The sequence below is a fragment of the Cellulomonas hominis genome (assembly GCF_005239125.1).
Taxonomy (GTDB): Bacteria; Actinomycetota; Actinomycetes; order Actinomycetales; family Cellulomonadaceae; genus Cellulomonas; species Cellulomonas hominis_A.
The window spans coordinates 47,927-64,160 of the sequence record NZ_SZYE01000004.1 but is presented as its reverse complement, the minus strand read 5'-3'; the positions used below and the strand labels follow the sequence as shown (position 1 = coordinate 64,160).

Here is a 16,234-nt window from a genome sequence, read left to right as displayed (position 1 = left end):
GACCAGTCGCCCGCGAGGGTCGTCGCGCCCGCCGGACCCGCGGCCAGCGCGTCGCGCAGCGCGGTCTCGGTCGCGGCGCCGACGGCCGACAGCGTCGAGCTCGCCGACGACACCAGGTCCTGCACCAGCGGCATGACCGCCGCGGCGCGGTCGCGGCCGGCCCGGCGCGACCGGTCGACCCGCCCACCGCTCTTCAGCACGTCCGCGAGCGCCGCGCCCGGCGCGGTCAGCTCGGTCCAGCGCGCCTGCACCGCGCCCTGCGCGACGGCGCCGCGCGTGATCGTGCGGCGTGCGTCCTCCGCCGGGGCGCGCACGGCGTCGTCCAGGGCCGCGCGCACCGCGGCCGCGGCCTCGGCCTGCCGGTCCACCGCGTCGACGAGCTCGTCCACCCACGGCCGCAGCGCGGCGAACGACCCGCGCAGCGTGCGGGCGACGACGGTCCGCGCCCGGTCCGCACCGGCGAGCATGGTCAGCCAGCGCGTGATCGGCGCGACCAGCCCCGCGTCCATGAGCCCCTCGTGCGGGCCCAGGTCCGGCACCACGAACAGCGGCGAGCCCTGCATCCCGTGCGAGCGGAGCCGGTCCAGCAGGTCCCCGCGGACCGTCGGCAGCGACGCCGGGTCCACGCGGTTGAGCACCATCGCCACGGACGCGCCGCGCTCGGTCGCGCCGGTGAGCACCCGCCAGGGCAGCGCGTCGCCGTACCGGGCGGCGGTCGTGACGAACAGCCACAGGTCGGCCGCCTCCAGCAGCCGGTGCGCCGAGCGCCGGTTCGCCTCCTCCACGGAGTCCACGTCGGGCGCGTCCATCAGCGCGATGCCGCGGGGCACCCGCTCCGACGCCACGATCTCCACGGCGTCGGTCACGGGGTGCTCGCGCACCAGCTCGGCGTCGTCGGGGTGGTGCACCAGCACCGGGCGGCGGGTGGTGGGTCGCAGCACGCCGGCGGTCGTCACCTCGGTGCCGACCAGCGAGTTCACCAGCGTCGACTTGCCCGCCCCGGTCGACCCCGCGACCACGACGATCGCGGGCGCGGACAGCTGCCGCAGCCGGGGGACGAGGTGGTCGGCCAGCTGGTCCACCAGCCGGGTCCGGGACGCCCGCGCGGCGCCCACGCCGGGCACCTCGAGCGGGAACTCGGTCGCCCGCACGTCGCGCAGGAGGTCGGTCAGGGCGTCGAGCAGGGACGTCGCGGCGAGCGGCCGGTCGAGGACGTCCCGCGCCGCCGAGCTCTCCGCCTGCACGTTCACACCGTCATCCTCTCGTGTGAACGGGGAGGCGGCCAAACGTCCGCGCCGTGTGACCTGCGACGACTTCGGCCGCACGGGCACGGGGACGGGCTGCCGTGGGCGCGTACCCTGGGTCCGCCGGTCGCGCGGCCCCCGTGCGGCGCCCGGCGACGCCTCCATAGCTCAATGGATAGAGCAACGGCCTTCTAATCCGTCGGTTGCAGGTTCGAGTCCTGCTGGGGGCACCCGGACGCTGCCGTTCGCTCGCTCCACGAACACGACGGCGCGGCCCTCGGTCCGGGCCGAGGGCCGCGTCCATCTACCGCGTGTAGTCCTGCGGACCGCCATCACGAGTCAGGTCGAGCGTGACGCAGTGGAACCCGCCACCCAGAGTCCGCGCGTGCCTCAGTCGTAGCGGGATCACGTCGATGCCGTAGTGCTCGAGAGCGCGCACCAGCGCCGGATGAGCGGCGTCGACCACCGCGAGGTCGGTGTCGACCATGAGCAGGTTCATGCTGATCCACGGTGAGCTCAGGTCGAACGGGTTCACCGGACCCGGCGCGGGTTCCGGGCACCAGACGACCTCCCAGCCGTCGAAACAGCGGGGCACCGTCTCCGGCGTGACGCGTCGCGGGTTGAGAAGGACCAGCCCCGGGCGCAGCAACGCGATCGTGCTGTCGATGTGGGTCCCCGCGTACATGTTCCTCAGCGGATGCACCCGGAATCCCTCGCCAAGGAGTCCCAGGAGAGACCGGAGCCACTGCAGACCGCGCTCGTTGCCGCTCCCGGAGACCTGGTAGAGCAGGTCCCGACCGAGGCGCAGGACGTTCGCGGCTTCGAACAGCGGTTCGTGGTCCGCCAGGCGGACCCGACCGCTCCCGTCCTCGAGGTACGTCGACTCCTCCAGCCGAGGCTGCGGCATCGCCAGCCACTGCCCCCCGGCCGTCAGCACACCGTCCACGAGGTGACGCAGCGCGAAGGACTCGAAATACCGCGCTCGCGTCGGGCTCGCGGTCTCGACGACGGTGGGACCCAGCACGAGCGCCACATCGCGGGGGCAGTACGCGTACATCCCTGTGCTCTGCCATCCCGGTGCGCCGAACGGCGCGGCGTCGGCGGCCCCTTGCGCGCGATGCACCGTCACGTCGAGGCCCTCGAGCACCCGAACCAGCTCACCGAGGTCTTCCTCGGTCTCACCGATCACACGCGAGGACAGCGGACCGGCCGGAGCACCGGCTGCCCGGGCCCGAGACAGCTCCGGGTACAGGTTGAGCCAGGCGGACGAGTCGGTCGCTGAGGGGATCGTCGCCCCGGTCGCCGTGCCGACCACGACCTCACGCAGGCGGGTGAACTCGTCCCAGCTGCCGACCGGGACCCGCGACACCGCCCGCCAGGCGGGGTCCGACCCTGGGGCCGACGTGGTGTGGTGCGTGGCAGGGATGTCCGCCACCGCGTCAGTCCTCGACTGCCAGGGCGAGCACACGCGACTCCAGCTCGCGTGCGGCGGCAGGGGTCGCAGCGACGGCGCAGTACATGACCGCCCCGGTGACGTCGACGTAGTTCGCCGTCAGCACGACTCCCTCGCCCGTGGCTCGGTCGAAGGCGAGCCCGCTGCGCTCGAGAGCTACGACGGCGGCCGGGAACGAGCGCACGGGCCAGGAGTCACGCTCCAGGAGCGTGCGCGCGTCGCTGCGCTGCGGGCCGAGCATCCGGTCCCGGAGCACGGTGTGCAGATGGGTCGAACCTGTGACGCGACCGTTGGTCTCGGTGAACAGCAGCTCGCCGTCGGGTGTCGCAATCGCGTCGGCGCTGACACGCCCGCGGTAGCCCAGGGCGCGGAACGTCTCGCAGATCCGACGCCCCTCGCGCACGAGCTCGTCGTGCAGCTCGCTGCGGAGCGACGGGGGCGGGACCACTTCGCCGGCAGCAACGGGTTCCATGAGGATCTCACCGGTACCCGACAGCTCCGACGCGGCGTCGGTGACCTCGAACTCGGCGTAGACGGTCGTGCAGTCGGTGAAGAACCGCTCGATGACCACCCGGCTCTCGCCACCTGCGGTCATCCAGTCCCAGGTCGAGTCCAGGTACTCGGCGACGGCGTCGGAGTCGGGGAGAACCGTCACCTCAGCGGCACCCGAGGGACGCACGCCCTCGTGCGGAGCCACGATCGTGTTGCCGAAACCGCCACCGGCGTACTCCTGCTTGATCATCGCGGGATGCCCCTGCCCGAGGATGCGACGCAGCGTCGACAGCGCCCGCGCCGGGTCCGCGGTGACGACGCCCGGCGCGATCGTCAGTCCGATGCCGGTGGCAACCGCGCGGAACACGGCCTTGCTGTTCACCAGCGCGACGCCCCCCTGCGCACTGAACGCGTACCCGGCCAGCGCGTCCTGGACGCCGAGCGTCTCGCAGAGCTCCACCACGGTCTGGTCGTCGAAGCACGTCACGACCCGCTCGACGTCTTGGCCGACGATGGCGGCCCGCAGCTCGGCGATGAGCACGGGATCAGCCAGCCGGTCGGGCGTCAGCAGATCCGTACCCAACTCCCCCGCCGGCGGGACGAGGATCGTCAGGCTTCGCGGGTCGGTGCCGGTCATCGAGGTGACGTACTCGAGCAGGTACGACGGGGGTCGCCACGGGAGCACGACGACGTCCGAGTCCTGCGCGAACCACAGCATGCGCTGGGCGCCCCAGGCGCCACCCTTTCGCGCCCTCTCGGAGAGTCGGGACAGGTCGCCCACCATCTCCACGGTCCGGCTGTTGCCGATGATGATCTTCACGTCGCTCCTTCGTCGGTGCTGGTGATTCCCCTGTGTTCTGCCGTCGTGGTCCTGGAGGGCCGCGTCGCGACGGTCAGGGCTCCCACCACGGCGGTCGCGACGATCGCCCCGGCGCAGACGAGGAGCGTCAGCTGAGCCCCGAGGCCGGCGATGAGGGGGGCAGCCAGCAGGGCGCCCGCCGGCTGGGCGAACGTCTGCAGCGCTGTGCGTGCCGCGAGTACGGCAGCGAGGTCGCCGTGCGGCGCTGTGCGCTGGAAGTAGGCGGTCGTCGTCGAGGGGAACGGACCCCAGAACACGCCCGCGACGGCGAACGACACCCAGCCCCACACCGGCGCGACACCCGCCCCGAGCGGGAGCAGGAACACCCCGACGCCGAGCACGCTCAGCAGGCTGGTGGGTAGCAACGACCAGCGTCGCAGGTACCCCGCGACCGCTGCGCCGAGGAACCCTCCGATGCCGAAGCCCGTCAGGTACCCCGCGAGCGTGCCGGCGTCGGCGCCGAGGTCCTGGCGCACGTACACGGTCAGCGCGACAGCGACCGGGCCGAAGCACAGGAAGAACGCGAACGAGACGGCGACGAGCGCGCAGAGCGACCGGTCCGAGCCGATCGCTCCGAACCCGGCGCCCCGGGACGGGACTCGCCCCGCGGGACGAGCACGGAGGCGAGCGGGGACGAGGAACCGGAACACCAGGGCCAGCGTCGCGAACGTCAACGCGTCGATCCCGATGACGATGCTCGGGTCGACCAGCGTCAGCAGCAGCGCGGCGAGCGGGGGGCCTGCGACGTACGCGAGCTCGAGCACGATGTTGATGAGGGCGTTGCCCGCCAGGTGGTGCTCCTCCGGAACCGCGTCAGCGAGGAGGACATAGCGGCCGGACTTGCCCCAGGCGTTGAGCAACGAGGAACCCGCGAGGAGGGCGACGAGCGCCTCGATGCTCAGCCCACCGGTGGCCGCGAGCACCGGGACGGCGAGCAGGAACGCCGCTCGCAGCGTCGCGTCCCAGACCGCGAGCTGCGCACCAGCACGTCCCGTGAGCCACCGCGCGAAGGCGAAGGCACCGATCGCACCGGGCAGCGTGTAGGCAGCGGTGGCGACCGCCACCCAGGTGGCACCCTGCTCGACGGGCGCGATCTCCAGCGCCAGCCAGCCGATCGCGACTGCGCTCAGCCCGTCACCGACGCTGGACAGACCGATGCCCGCGAGCACCCGACGCAGGAAGCGCACGCGAAGGACGGGCAGGTACGGCGACGTGCGCACCGCGCCTGGGGCCCGGGAACGCGCGCGGGCATCGTCGCGTGCGTCGTCGGCGGGCATGTGACCACACTCGCAGCCGGGTGAGCGACGGAACGGCCGATCGACTGGCTGTCCTGTGCTCCCCGACGAGATCGACCCCGAGCAACCGTCCTCGGAAGAGACGAACGTCCTGCATCTGCCGTCAGCCCCCCAGCGCGGGGCGATCGTCCTGACCCCCGCGACCGGCGTTCAGTGGAGCGTTCTGCCCGACGCACCCGGGTGTGTCGGGCAGAACGCTCCACCGAACCGCCTCAGCGCACCTCGAACGCCGCCCGCAGCAGGTCCGCGTCCCGCGAGGACCGCCCGACCAGCACGTCGAACCGCCCCGGCTCCACGACCCGGCGGCCGGCGGCGTCGACGATCGTGCAGTCCGCCACCGCGAGCTCCACGGTCACCTCGACCGACGACCCGGGCGCGACGTCCGCCTGGGCGTACGCCTTGAGCTCCTTGTCCGCCCAGGACACCGAGGTCACCGCGTCGGACACGTAGAGCTGCACGGTCTCCCGCGCGGGCCGCGTCCCGGTGTTGGTCAGCGTCACGGTCGCCCGCACGGTGTCCCCGACCGCCGCGACCGACCGGTCGAGCCGCAGGTCCGCGTACTCGACGGTGGTGTACGACAGCCCCTCGCCGAACACGAACGCCGGCTCCTGGGTGAGGTCGGCGTAGCGGTCGCCGTGCTGGCCGCGGATCTGGTTGTAGTACGTCGGCTGCTGGCCGGCGTGCCGGGCGAACGAGATCGGCAGCCGCCCCGACGGCTCGGTGAGCCCGAGCAGGACCTCGGCGATCGCCTGGCCGCCCTGCATGCCGGGGTTCGCGACCCAGAGCACGGCCGACGCCGCGGCCACCGACGGCGGCAGCACCAGCGGCTTGGACGCCAGCAGCACCACCACCAGCGGCGTGCCGGTGGCGGCGAGCGCGTCGAGCAGGGCGACCTGCCCGCCCACGAGCTCCAGCGTCGCGGTGGACCGGCCCTCGCCGACCAGCTGGATCTGGTCGCCCACCACGGCGACGACGTAGTCCGCGTCCTCGGCGGCGGCGACGGCCTCCGCGATGAGCGCCGCGTCCGGCTCGACCGGCACGCCGATCTTCGGCCGCGGCTGCCCGTCCGGGTAGAGCTCGCCCGCCGGGTCCGGCACGAGGTCGAGGATGTCCGCGCCCCGGCTGTGCGACACGGCCCAGCCGACGGGCGCGGCGGCCCGCAGGCCGTCCAGGACCGTGACGATCATGTCCCGCGGGTGGCCGTCGGGCAGCCAGTCGGCCTGGCCGGAGTTGCCGGCCCAGTCGCCCAGGTGCGCCTCGTGGTCGTCCGCGAGCGGGCCGACGACCGCGACGCGGCGCGGGGTGTCGTCGCCGCCGGAGGCCCGCAGCGCGCCGGGCGCCGGGACCCCGCCGCCGTCGGACGCCCGCGCGGCGGCCCCGGGCACCCCCGCGAAGCCACCGGCCAGCGGCAGCACGCCGGTGTTCCGCAGCAGCACCAGCGAGCGCCGCGCGACGTCCAGGTTGAGGTCGGCGTGCTCCGCGGCGCCGACGACCGACGCCTGCGCCGCGACGTCCGGCCGGCGCGGGTCCTCGAACAGCCCGAGCCGGAACTTCAGCGTGAGGATGCGGCTCACGGCGGCGTCCAGCTCGGCCTCGGCCAGCAGGCCGGACTCGATCGCCTCGAGCGCGCCGTCGAAGAACCCCGGCGTGGTCATGACCATGTCGTTGCCCGCCTTGACCGCGGCCGCGGCGGCGTGGGCGTAGTCGGGCTGGACCTTCTGCTCCCAGACCATGCGCCCGACGTTGTCCCAGTCGGTGATGAGGGTGCCGGTGTAGCCCCACTCGCCGCGGAGCACGTCGTTCAGCAGCCAGTCGTTGACCGTGATCGGCACGCCGTCCATCGTCTGGTAGCCGAGCATGAAGGTGGCGCAGCCCTCGCGGGCGACGCGCTCGAACGGCGGCAGGAACCAGGACCGGAGCTTGCGCCGGGAGATGTCCGCCTCGGACGCGTCCCGCCCGCCCTGGGTCTCGGAGTACCCCGCGAAGTGCTTGGCGGTCGCGAGGATCGCCGTCGGGTCGTCCAGACCGGTGCCCTGGTAGCCGCGGACCATCGCGGACGCGAGCTCGCCGATGAGGAACGGGTCCTCGCCGAACGTCTCGTCCACCCGGCCCCAGCGCAGATCGCGGGCGATGCAGAGCACGGGGCTGAACGTCCAGTGCACGCCGGTGGTGGCGACCTCGCGCGCGGTGACGCGCGCGACCTGCTCGACCAGGTCGACGTCCCAGGAGGCCGCCATGCCGAGCTGGGTCGGGAAGATCGTCGACCCGGCGAAGAACGAGTGCCCGTGGATGCAGTCCTCGCCGACCAGCAGCGGGATGCGCAGCCGGGTCTCGGCGGTCAGGTCGTGGGCGTGCGCCAGCCGCTCGGGCGACGCGTGCAGGATCGACCCCACGTGCTTGTGCAGGATGTCGTCCGCGTAGTCGCCCCGGGCGTCGAGCTGGAGCATCTGCCCGACCTTCTCCTCGACGGTCATCCGGGCGAGCAGGTCCTGCACGCGGTCGGCGACGGGGAGGCTGGCGTCGAGGTAGCGGGCGTCGAGGGACGTGGCGTTCATCAGGTGGTCGGTCCTTGCGTCGTGTTCGAGGTGACGGCGGTGACGCCGTCGGTGGTGTCCAGGCCCTTGCGGCGCATGGCGCGGGCGAGCTCGCCGGCCGAGCGCAGCCGAGGGTTGATGTACTCGTCGATGCCGAAGTTCAACAGTGCCAGGGCGACACCGATCGCGGCGATGCACAGCCCCGGCGGCAGGAACCACCACCACTGGTTCTGGGTGAAGGCGCCCTGGGCCGAGGCCCAGTTCAGGATGGTGCCCCAGTTGTACGCGTTGACCGGGATGACGCCGATGTAGGACAGGGTGGTCAGGCCGAGGATCGCCGCGGTCACCGACCCGACGAACGACGACGCGATCAGGGCGGTGAGGTTGGGCAGCATCTCGACCCCGATGATGCGGCGCAGCGGTTCGCCGTTGAGCTTCGCGGCCTGCACGAAGTCGCGGTTGCGCAGCGACATCGTCTGGGCCCGCAGCACGCGCGCACCCCAGCCCCAGCCGAGGATCCCGAGGATCGCGGCGACCACCCACAGCGGGGGGTTGGTGAACCGCGAGGCGATGATGATGAGGATCGGGATGCCCGGGATGACGAGGAAGACGTTCGCCAGGGCGGACAGCGCCTCGGAGCGCCACCCCGGCAGGTAACCGGCGAGGACCCCGATCACGAGGGCGATCGCCATCGAGATGAGCGAGGTCAGGGCGCCGACCACGACCACGCCGCGGGTGCCGTAGATCACCTGGCTCAGGACGTCCTCGCCGAGGTGGGTCGTGCCGAACCAGTGCGTGCCGCTCGGCGGCTGCAGCCGGGCGGTCGCGTCGATCTGCGTCGGGGAGAACGGGGCGAGCTGGTCGGCGAAGACCGCGACGACCACGAACACCGCCAGGATGGACAGGCCGGTGACCGACTTGGCGTTGCGGAACATCGCGAAGGACGCGCCGAGCCGGGCGCCGCGCCCGCGGGGGGTCAGCTGGGTGGTCGACATCTCTCAGGCCTCCGACTGGCGGGTACGGGGATCGAGGACCGCGTAGGCGACGTCCGCCAGGATGTTGGCGACCAGGACGGCCAGCACGATCACCAGGAAGCCGCCCTGCATGAGCGCGTAGTCCTTGGCGTTCGTGGCGTCGAGGAGCATCTTGCCGACGCCGGGGTAGGAGAAGACCTGCTCGACGATGATCGCGCCGCCGACGATGAAGCCGATGGACAGGGCGAACGACTGGATCTGCGGCAGGACGGCGTTGCGCGCGGCGTACCGCCACAGGACGCGCCGGTTCGGCATGCCCTTGGCCTGGGCCACGGTGACGTAGTCCTCGTCGAGGACCGTCAGCATCATGTTGCGCATCCCGAGCATCCAGCCGCCCAGCGAGGCGATGACGATCGTGGCCAGCGGCAGGGTCCCGTGCTTGACCACCTCCCCGAGGAACTCCAGCGAGAGCCCGGGTGTGGTGCCGATCCCGTAGGCCTTGCCGATGGGGAACCAGCCGAGCGTGACGGCGAAGACCGAGATCGCCATCAGCCCGATCCAGAAGTACGGGACCGTCGACAGGAAGGTCGTGACCGGGATGAGGGCGTCCAGGCGCGACCCGCGCCGCCAGCCCACGACCGCTCCCCCGACGGTGCCGATCAGGAACGAGAGCACGGTCGCCAGCCCGATCAGGCCCACGGTCCACGGCAGCGCGTTCGCGATGACCTCGCCGACCGGCTGCAGCCCGTGGGTGATGGCGATGCCGAGGTCGCCGCGGGCGAGCATCCCCAGGTAGTCGACGTACTGCTGCCACAGCGTCCGGTCGGAGTCCAGGCCGAGCAGGGCGCGCAGCGCGTCGGCCGCCTCCGGGGACATCCCGCGGTTGCGGGCGAGGTAGTTGTCGACCGCGTCGCCCTTCATCAGGCGGGGCACGAAGAAGTTGAGGGTGATCGCGGCCCACAGGGTGAACAGGTAGAACGCGACGCGCCGGCCGATGAACCGCCAGGGCACGCGGGCCCTCGCCTTCGTGGCCCGGGTCGCGGTCGTGCCGTCGGCGACCACGTCGGTCTCCGGGCTGCTGATGGTGGTCATCGCGCACCTCCCACGTGGTCGGCGAAGAAGGACTCCGGGTCCGGGGACGCCTCGCGGAGCTCCCGGGTGTACGGGTGCTGCGGGCGCAGGATGACGTCGTCGGCCGAGCCGTGCTCGACGACCCGGCCCTGGTTGAGCACGATGATCTCGTCCGAGAAGTACCGCGCCGTGGCGAGGTCGTGGGTGATGTAGAGCACCCCGAGCCCGTCGGCGGCCTGGATGTCGGACAGCAGGGACAGCACCCCCATCCGCAGGGACACGTCGAGCATCGAGACCGGCTCGTCCGCGACGAGCAGCGCCGGACGCGGGGCGAGGGCGCGGGCGATGGCGACCCGCTGCCGCTGGCCGCCGGACAGCTCGTGCGGCCGGCGGTCGACGACCCCGGCGTCGAGCTGGACCCTGTCCAGCAGGCGGTGCACCTCGGCGTCCACCTGGTCGCGCGGCACGACCCCGGAGAGCACGAGCGGGCGCTCCACGTGGTGGCGGATCGAGTGGTACGGGTTCAGCGACGCGAACGGGTCCTGGAAGACCATGCGCAGCCGCTGGCGGTAGGTGCGCAGCGCCGCGCCCCGGGTCGGGATCGGCTCGCCGTCGAGGAGCACCTGCCCGCTGGTGGGCCGCTCCATCTGGGTGAGGATCTTGGCGACCGTCGACTTGCCGGAGCCGGACTGGCCCACCATGCCGATGGTCTGCCCGCTGGAGAGCGTGAACGACACGTCGGACAGCGCGTCGATGGATCCCGCGCCGCGGACGCGGTAGGTCTTCGAGACGCCCTGGACGTCGATCGAGGTCATCGTGCCGCCTCCCGCTCCGCCGTCAGACGCGGGAAGGACGACAGCAGCGTCTTGGTGTAGTCGTGGCGCGGCCGGAACCAGATGTTCGCCGCGGTGTCGAGCTCGACGATCTGCCCGGCGCGCATGATCGCGATGCGGTCGGAGATCTCGAGCAGCAGGGGCAGGTCGTGGGTGATGAAGACGACCGAGAACCCGAACGCCTCGCGCAGGCTCGTGATCTCCCGCAGGATCTCCCGCTGGACCAGCACGTCCAGCGCCGTCGTCGGCTCGTCCATGACGACCAGCTGCGGGCGCAGGGCGAGCGCCATGGCGATCATGATGCGCTGGCGCATCCCGCCGGACAGCTCGTGCGGGTAGCTCTTGATGCGGGCCGCGCCGACCTTGACGATCTCGAGCAGCTCGACGACCGCGGCGGTGCGCTCGGCCCGGGACATCGCGGGCCGGTGCACCTCGAAGACGTCGGCGAGCTGGGCGCCGACGGTCGCCACCGGGTTCAGGGCGCTCATCGCGCCCTGGAACACCATGGAGATCTTGTCCCACCGGAACGCCCGCAGCGCGGCGGCGTCCAGGGCGAGCAGGTCGGTGTCGGTGCCGTCGGCGTCGTGCCAGGTGACCGAGCCGCCGGGGATGACGGCCGGGGGCTTGAGCAGGCGCTGGACGCCGTAGGCCAGGGTGGTCTTGCCGCACCCGGACTCGCCGGCGAGCCCGAGGACCTCGCCGCGGTGGACGGTGAGGGACACGTCCCGGACCGCGTCCACGGGTGCGGCGGTCTCGTACCGGACCGAGAAGTCCCTGACCTGCAGGAGGGGGTCGCTCATCTGGGGGGTCTCCTTGCGTGGGGGTGCCAGGGGCGGCGGTGCCGCCGCCCCTGGCACCGGGATCACTCGGCGGGCTCGAGGGTGCTCAGGACGAGCGCGACCTCGGCCTGGGTCGGGTCGGCCGAGGCGTACATGTCCTCCTCGGTCGGCCAGCCGGTGTAGCTGCGCTCGTTGAACAGGCCGAGCAGCGGGTGCGAGCCCAGCGGGATCGCCGGGACGTCCCGGACGAACGCCTGCTGCAGCGTGGTCATCGCGGCGGCGCGGTCGGCGTCGTTGTCGGTGCTCGCGTAGGTGTTCAGCGCCGCGTCGACCTCGGGGTTGCTGTAGCGCCCGAAGTTGAAGTCGGCGTTCTCCACACCGGCGTCGTCGGTCGTGATCCAGCGGGTCCCCATGATCGAGTCGTAGACGCCCCAGGCGCCCTCGCCGTCGAGCCAGTGGATGATCGCGTCGAAGTTCCCGGTCTTGCGCGCCTCGTCCCAGCCGCCCCAGTCGGGCTGCTCGATCGTGACCTCGATGCCGAGCTCCTTCATCTGCTCGGAGAGCAGCGCCTGCTCGGTGTTCCAGTCGGTCCACCCGGCCGGCACGGAGATCGAGAAGGTGACCGGCTCGCCGTCCGGGTCGATCAGCTGGTCGCCGACACCCGTGTAGCCGGCGTCCTCCAGGATGGACTCCGCCTTGTCGAGGTCGACCTCGTAGGTCTCGCCCGCGAACTCGTCGACGACGTCCGGCTGCAGCGACGGGCCGAGGCCGGTCACCGAGTCCACGACGGCCGAGGCGCCCTCCCGGGCGATCTCGACGTAGGCCTCGCGGTCGACGGCCCACGCGAGCGCCTGGCGCAGCGCGACGTCGTCGAACGGCTTGCGGGTCAGGTTGAGGAACAGCGTCCCGGCGCCGGCGGTCGGGGTGACCAGGTAGCGGTTGGCCGGGTCCTTGTCGAGGAAGGTCTCCTGCACCTGCGGCAGGAACGCCTGCGCCCAGTCCGCCTCACCGGTGGCGAGGGCCGTGGCCAGGGCGGAGTTGTCGCCGTAGGACACGTAGTGCAGCTCGGGGACCGCCGGCTCGCCGTCCCAGTAGTCCGGGTTGGCCGTGAGCGTCACCGACTCCGTCGACCAGCTCGACAGCACGTACGGGCCGGTGCCGATGGCCTCGCCCTCGCCGGTCAGCGCGGCGGTCGACGGGTCGTCGAGGGTGTCCCAGATGTGCTTCGGGACGATCGGGACGTGCAGCACCGTGCCGCGCTTGACGAACTTGGAGTTGCCGAACTTCAGCGTCGCGGAGTCCCCGTCGACGTCGGCGCCCAGGTAGTCGAGCGCGGCCGTGTCGGTGAGCCGCCCGTCGAGGTACATGTCGAAGGTCCCGACGATGTCGTCGATGGTGAACGGCTCGCCGTCCTGCCAGGTCACCCCCTCGCGGGCGGTGACCGTGAGCTCCGTGTAGTCCGCGTTCCACTCCACGGTCGAGGCCAGGCGCGGGGTGACGACCGTCGGGTCGGCGGTGTTGACCAGTGCCATCGTCTCGAACATGGCGTAGCGGTAGCCGTACATGCTGGCCGAGCTGTCCCCGAGGAACGGGTTGTTCGACTCGGTGGTGATGGCGCCGTCGGGCTTGGCGATGGTCAGCGCGGCACCGGACCCGCCGGTCGAGCTGCTCTCCCCGCCCCCCGTGTCTCCGGAGCAGGCGGTCAGCGCCAGCGCGGCGGCCACGCCGAGCGCGATCGCCGGGAACTTCACCCTCATGGTTTCTCCTTCGAAACGAGACGCCCGCACGGGCGTCTGTGAGGTCGCGCCGCGTCGTCGCGATCGCGCTGGCCGGAACGTTACTACACTGTCAGTAAGTTCTTTCCAGCCCTCCGGAGGAGCCGTGACCAAGTCGTGACCCGGAGGGTCGGGGCCGCGGTCGGCGCCACTAGGGTTGGCCGCGCGCCGAGGAGCGCGACACGAGGATGTGAGGAACGGATGAGCACGACGAGGCACGTCCCCCGGGCCCGGCCGGAGACCCTGGCCAAGCGCACCGAGATCCTCCGTGCCGCCACCGCCACCTTCGGCGCCAAGGGCTACAACCGGGGCCCGCTGACCGAGATCGCCGAGCAGGTCGGCATGACGCACGCGGGGATCCTGCACCACTTCGGGTCCAAGGACCAGCTCCTCGTGGAGGTCCTCAAGTTCCGCGACCGCACCGACGTCGAGGGCCTGCAGGACCAGCGGATGCCGGACGGGCTGGATCGGTTCCGGCACCTGGTGCGCACCGCGTTCGCCAACGAGAGCCGCCACGGGATCGTCCAGGCCTACGCGGTGCTGTCCGCGGAGTCGGTGACGGAGGGCCACCCCGGGCGGGCGTACTTCGAGGAGCGGTACCGCACCCTGCGCCAGGACCTCCGCGACGCGTTCGAGGACGTCTGCGCCGAGCGCGGGATCACCGTGCCCGCGACGGTGGACCGCGCCGCGGCGTCGATCCTGGCCGTGATGGACGGGTTGCAGGTGCAGTGGCTGCTCGCGCGGGACGACGTCGAGCTCGCGGAGGCGAGCGCGTTCGCGATCGAGGCGCTGGTCTCCGCGGTGCTGGACCCCCGGCCGTCGCCGCTGGGCGAGGCGGGGACGGCCGCCGCGCGGGCCGCCCGGGCAGCCGACGCCGGGACCACCGGGGCGTGACGGCCGCACCCGCGGGGAACAAAGCGGGCGGCCCGCTCGTCGTTGCTGGCATGACGACACCGACCTCCGCCGGCGCCGGCCCCGCCGAGGGCCCAGCGCCGACCGAGGGCCTCGCCGCCGAGATCGCCGCGGGCGAGCGCACCGACACCGGCGCGCACCGCGCACTGGCCCGGCTGCGCGCCCGGCTGGACAGGCGGCCGTGGCTGCGGCTGACCTACAAGGTCGTCGTGACGGTCGTCGGCGTGACCGTGGTGCTCGCGGGCGTCGCGATGCTGGTGCTGCCCGGGCCGGGGTGGCTCGCCATCTTCCTCGGGCTGGGCATCCTGGGGAGCGAGTTCGCCGTGATCCAGCGGTTCAACCACCGGCTCAAGCGGCTGGTCCTGCGGTACTGGCACGCGTTCCGCGAGCGCCGCGCCCGCCGGGCGGCCGCGCGCCGGGGGGCCCCGGCGGCCTGACCCCGGGCGCGCGCCCGCGGTTCCCACCCGGTCGTCCCCCTGCCACCCGGGCGATCGGCGGGCGCCGCGACGATCGGGTGGGGATCAGGACGCCTCGTTGCCGCAGGCGTCCGCGGGGTCGACCACCGGGTTCTGCGCCTGCAGCCGGTTCTCCGGGTCCAGCGCGCCGAGCACCGCGAGCGCGATCGCGTCCAGCTGCTCGACCTGCTCGGCCGTCAGCCGGTCCACGACCAGCCGGCGCACCTCCGCGACGTGCGTCGGGGCCGTGGCCACCACCTTCCGCCAGCCCTCCTCGGTCAGCGTCGCGAGCGTCGCGCGCCGGTCCCCCTCGTCCCGGGTGCGGGTGAGGAACCCGCGCGCCTCGAGCCGGGCCGCGACGTGGGACAGCCGGGGCAGCGTGGCGTTCGTGCTGGCGGCGAGCCCGCTCATCCGCAGCGTGCGGTCCGGCGCCTCGGACAGTTTGGCGAGCACGAGGTAGTCGTAGTGCGACAGGTCGGCGTCGCGCTGCAGCTGGTGGTCCAGCGCCGCCGGCAGCAGCTCGGCGACCGCCTCCAGGCGCATCCAGGCCTGCAGCTCGCGCGCGGTGAGCCAGCGGGTGTCCTCGGTCATGGAGACATCCTACCCGAATGGTTGACGCTTCAACCTGGAGGTCGTACGTTGGTTGAAGCGACAACATGTCGGTTGCCGCAGAGCGACCCATCGAGGAGCAGACATGACCAGCATGACGATCATCGGGGCGGGCAACATCGGCGGCGCGGTGGCGCGCCTGGCGCTGAAGGCCGGCGCCGACGTGCAGGTGCTGACCCGCGACCCCGCCAAGGCCGCGGCCGTCGACCCGGCCGTGACGCCCGGCACCGTGGGCGACGCGGTCACCGGCGACGTCGTGGTGCTCGCCCTCCCCTACCCGGCCCTCGCCGAGGTGGCCGCGCAGTACCCCGACGGCTTCGCCGGCCGCGTCGTCGTCGAGACCACCAACCCGGTCGACTTCGCGACCTTCGACTCGCTCGTGGTCCCCGCCGGCTCCTCCGCCACCGCCGAGCTCGCCGCGCTGCTGCCGCAGGCCCGGGTGCTCAAGGCGTTCAGCACGAACTTCGCCGCGACGCTGGCCTCCGGCACGGTCGGCTCCCTGCCGACGACCGTGCTGATCGCGGGCGACGACGCGGACGCCAAGGCCGCGCTGGCCGGGGTCGTCGAGGCCGGCGGCCTGCGCGCGGTGGACGCGGGCTCGCTCAAGCGGGCGCACGAGCTCGAGGCGCTCGGCTTCCTGCAGATGACCCTCGCCGCGGCGGAGCGGACGTCCTGGACGTCCGGCTTCGCCCTGGAGCGCTGAGCGTGGCCGGTGCCCCGCTCGCGGTGGACCCCGCGGCGGCCCGGTGGGCGGCGACGCCGGGCGCCGGGCGCCCGGGGGCGGACGCGCCCCTGCTCGGCGGGCCGACGCGAGGTCGAGGGGTTCCGTCGAGGTCGAGGGGTGCGGACGGCTCCGGGCCGGCGAACCCTCGACGTCGACGTCCGATAAACGCGTGACCCGCGCCCGGTGGTGGTGGGAGCGTTCTTCTCACCGCGCGGTGAGTCCCGG

The 16,234-nt window shown here is 72.8% G+C and carries 14 protein-coding genes and 1 tRNA gene; 4 read left to right on the top strand and 11 right to left on the bottom strand.

Annotated elements, in window-relative coordinates; translation table 11 throughout:
- Window positions 1-1,250, bottom strand: a 1,250-nt coding sequence (locus FA014_RS01505; protein WP_230322777.1) for a dynamin family protein, incomplete at its 3' end; no start/stop codon positions are given.
- A gap of 151 nt (window positions 1,251-1,401) precedes the next feature.
- Here FA014_RS01505 and FA014_RS01500 point away from each other — a divergent pair.
- A tRNA-Arg gene (locus FA014_RS01500) sits at window positions 1,402-1,474 on the top strand.
- A 74-nt stretch (window positions 1,475-1,548) separates the two neighbouring features.
- On the opposite strand, the gene FA014_RS01495 is transcribed toward FA014_RS01500, so the two are convergent.
- From FA014_RS01495 to FA014_RS01455, 9 genes are all read right to left on the bottom strand, one after another.
- Window positions 1,549-2,679 (bottom strand): scyllo-inosamine-4-phosphate amidinotransferase, encoded by a 1,131-nt coding sequence (locus tag FA014_RS01495; RefSeq protein WP_154727940.1) that lies wholly within the window; start codon window positions 2,677-2,679, stop codon window positions 1,549-1,551.
- Window positions 2,680-2,683: 4 nt separating this feature from the next.
- Window positions 2,684-4,009 carry a peptide ligase PGM1-related protein gene (locus FA014_RS01490; protein ID WP_230322776.1) on the bottom strand — a complete coding sequence of 442 codons (1,326 nt, stop codon included), beginning with the start codon at window positions 4,007-4,009 and terminating at the stop codon, window positions 2,684-2,686.
- On the bottom strand, window positions 4,006-5,235 hold the full coding sequence (locus FA014_RS01485) for an MFS transporter (protein WP_195969115.1): 1,230 nt from the start codon (window positions 5,233-5,235) through the stop codon (window positions 4,006-4,008). Before FA014_RS01485 ends, FA014_RS01490 begins: the two co-directional genes overlap by 4 nt.
- Window positions 5,236-5,555: 320 nt before the next feature.
- On the bottom strand, window positions 5,556-7,898 hold the full coding sequence (locus FA014_RS01480) for a glycoside hydrolase family 3 N-terminal domain-containing protein (protein WP_154727938.1): 2,343 nt from the start codon (window positions 7,896-7,898) through the stop codon (window positions 5,556-5,558).
- Window positions 7,898-8,872, bottom strand: a complete 975-nt coding sequence (locus FA014_RS01475; RefSeq protein ID WP_154727937.1) for an ABC transporter permease — start codon at window positions 8,870-8,872, stop codon at window positions 7,898-7,900. The genes FA014_RS01480 and FA014_RS01475 overlap by 1 nt, the downstream gene beginning before the upstream one ends.
- 3 nt (window positions 8,873-8,875) lie before the next feature.
- Window positions 8,876-9,943, bottom strand: coding sequence for an ABC transporter permease (locus FA014_RS01470; RefSeq protein ID WP_154727936.1), 1,068 nt, complete (start codon window positions 9,941-9,943; stop codon window positions 8,876-8,878).
- Window positions 9,940-10,737 carry an ABC transporter ATP-binding protein gene (locus FA014_RS01465; protein ID WP_154727935.1) on the bottom strand — a complete coding sequence of 266 codons (798 nt, stop codon included), beginning with the start codon at window positions 10,735-10,737 and terminating at the stop codon, window positions 9,940-9,942. Before FA014_RS01465 ends, FA014_RS01470 begins: the two co-directional genes overlap by 4 nt.
- Complete coding sequence (locus FA014_RS01460; RefSeq protein ID WP_154727934.1) at window positions 10,734-11,555, bottom strand: ABC transporter ATP-binding protein; 822 nt, start codon at window positions 11,553-11,555, stop codon at window positions 10,734-10,736. Before FA014_RS01460 ends, FA014_RS01465 begins: the two co-directional genes overlap by 4 nt.
- 62 nt (window positions 11,556-11,617) lie before the next feature.
- Window positions 11,618-13,291: an ABC transporter substrate-binding protein gene (locus FA014_RS01455; RefSeq protein WP_154727933.1), complete on the bottom strand. Its 1,674-nt coding sequence runs from the start codon at window positions 13,289-13,291 to the stop codon at window positions 11,618-11,620.
- A 219-nt stretch (window positions 13,292-13,510) separates the two neighbouring features.
- Between FA014_RS01455 and FA014_RS01450 the strand changes: the two genes are divergently transcribed.
- Together FA014_RS01450 and FA014_RS01445 are read left to right on the top strand one after the other, a co-directional pair.
- Window positions 13,511-14,203, top strand: coding sequence for a TetR/AcrR family transcriptional regulator (locus FA014_RS01450; protein ID WP_154727932.1), 693 nt, complete (start codon window positions 13,511-13,513; stop codon window positions 14,201-14,203).
- A 50-nt stretch (window positions 14,204-14,253) separates the two neighbouring features.
- On the top strand, window positions 14,254-14,658 hold the full coding sequence (locus FA014_RS01445; protein WP_154727931.1) for a PGPGW domain-containing protein: 405 nt from the start codon (window positions 14,254-14,256) through the stop codon (window positions 14,656-14,658).
- An 84-nt stretch (window positions 14,659-14,742) separates the two neighbouring features.
- Here the strand turns inward: FA014_RS01445 and FA014_RS01440 are convergent, their stop codons facing one another.
- On the bottom strand, window positions 14,743-15,267 hold the full coding sequence (locus tag FA014_RS01440) for a MarR family winged helix-turn-helix transcriptional regulator (protein ID WP_154727930.1): 525 nt from the start codon (window positions 15,265-15,267) through the stop codon (window positions 14,743-14,745).
- 103 nt (window positions 15,268-15,370) lie between these two features.
- Between FA014_RS01440 and FA014_RS01435 the strand changes: the two genes are divergently transcribed.
- On the top strand, window positions 15,371-15,988 hold the full coding sequence (locus FA014_RS01435) for an NADPH-dependent F420 reductase (protein ID WP_154727929.1): 618 nt from the start codon (window positions 15,371-15,373) through the stop codon (window positions 15,986-15,988).
- Window positions 15,989-16,234: the final 246 nt, after the last annotated feature.

What these genes read in the sequence shown, in the direction of transcription:
- FA014_RS01480 (WP_154727938.1), bottom strand. Translation starts at nt 7,898, where the DNA reads ATGAACGCCACGTCCCTCGACGCCCGCTACCTCGACGCCAGCCTCCCC.
- FA014_RS01475 (WP_154727937.1), bottom strand. Translation starts at nt 8,872, where the DNA reads ATGTCGACCACCCAGCTGACCCCCCGCGGGCGCGGCGCCCGGCTCGGC.
- FA014_RS01470 (WP_154727936.1), bottom strand. Translation starts at nt 9,943, where the DNA reads ATGACCACCATCAGCAGCCCGGAGACCGACGTGGTCGCCGACGGCACG.
- FA014_RS01465 (WP_154727935.1), bottom strand. Translation starts at nt 10,737, where the DNA reads ATGACCTCGATCGACGTCCAGGGCGTCTCGAAGACCTACCGCGTCCGC.
- FA014_RS01460 (WP_154727934.1), bottom strand. Translation starts at nt 11,555, where the DNA reads ATGAGCGACCCCCTCCTGCAGGTCAGGGACTTCTCGGTCCGGTACGAG.
- FA014_RS01455 (WP_154727933.1), bottom strand. Translation starts at nt 13,291, where the DNA reads ATGAGGGTGAAGTTCCCGGCGATCGCGCTCGGCGTGGCCGCCGCGCTG.
- FA014_RS01450 (WP_154727932.1), top strand. Translation starts at nt 13,511, where the DNA reads ATGAGCACGACGAGGCACGTCCCCCGGGCCCGGCCGGAGACCCTGGCC.
- FA014_RS01445 (WP_154727931.1), top strand. Translation starts at nt 14,254, where the DNA reads ATGACGACACCGACCTCCGCCGGCGCCGGCCCCGCCGAGGGCCCAGCG.
- FA014_RS01440 (WP_154727930.1), bottom strand. Translation starts at nt 15,267, where the DNA reads ATGACCGAGGACACCCGCTGGCTCACCGCGCGCGAGCTGCAGGCCTGG.
- FA014_RS01435 (WP_154727929.1), top strand. Translation starts at nt 15,371, where the DNA reads ATGACCAGCATGACGATCATCGGGGCGGGCAACATCGGCGGCGCGGTG.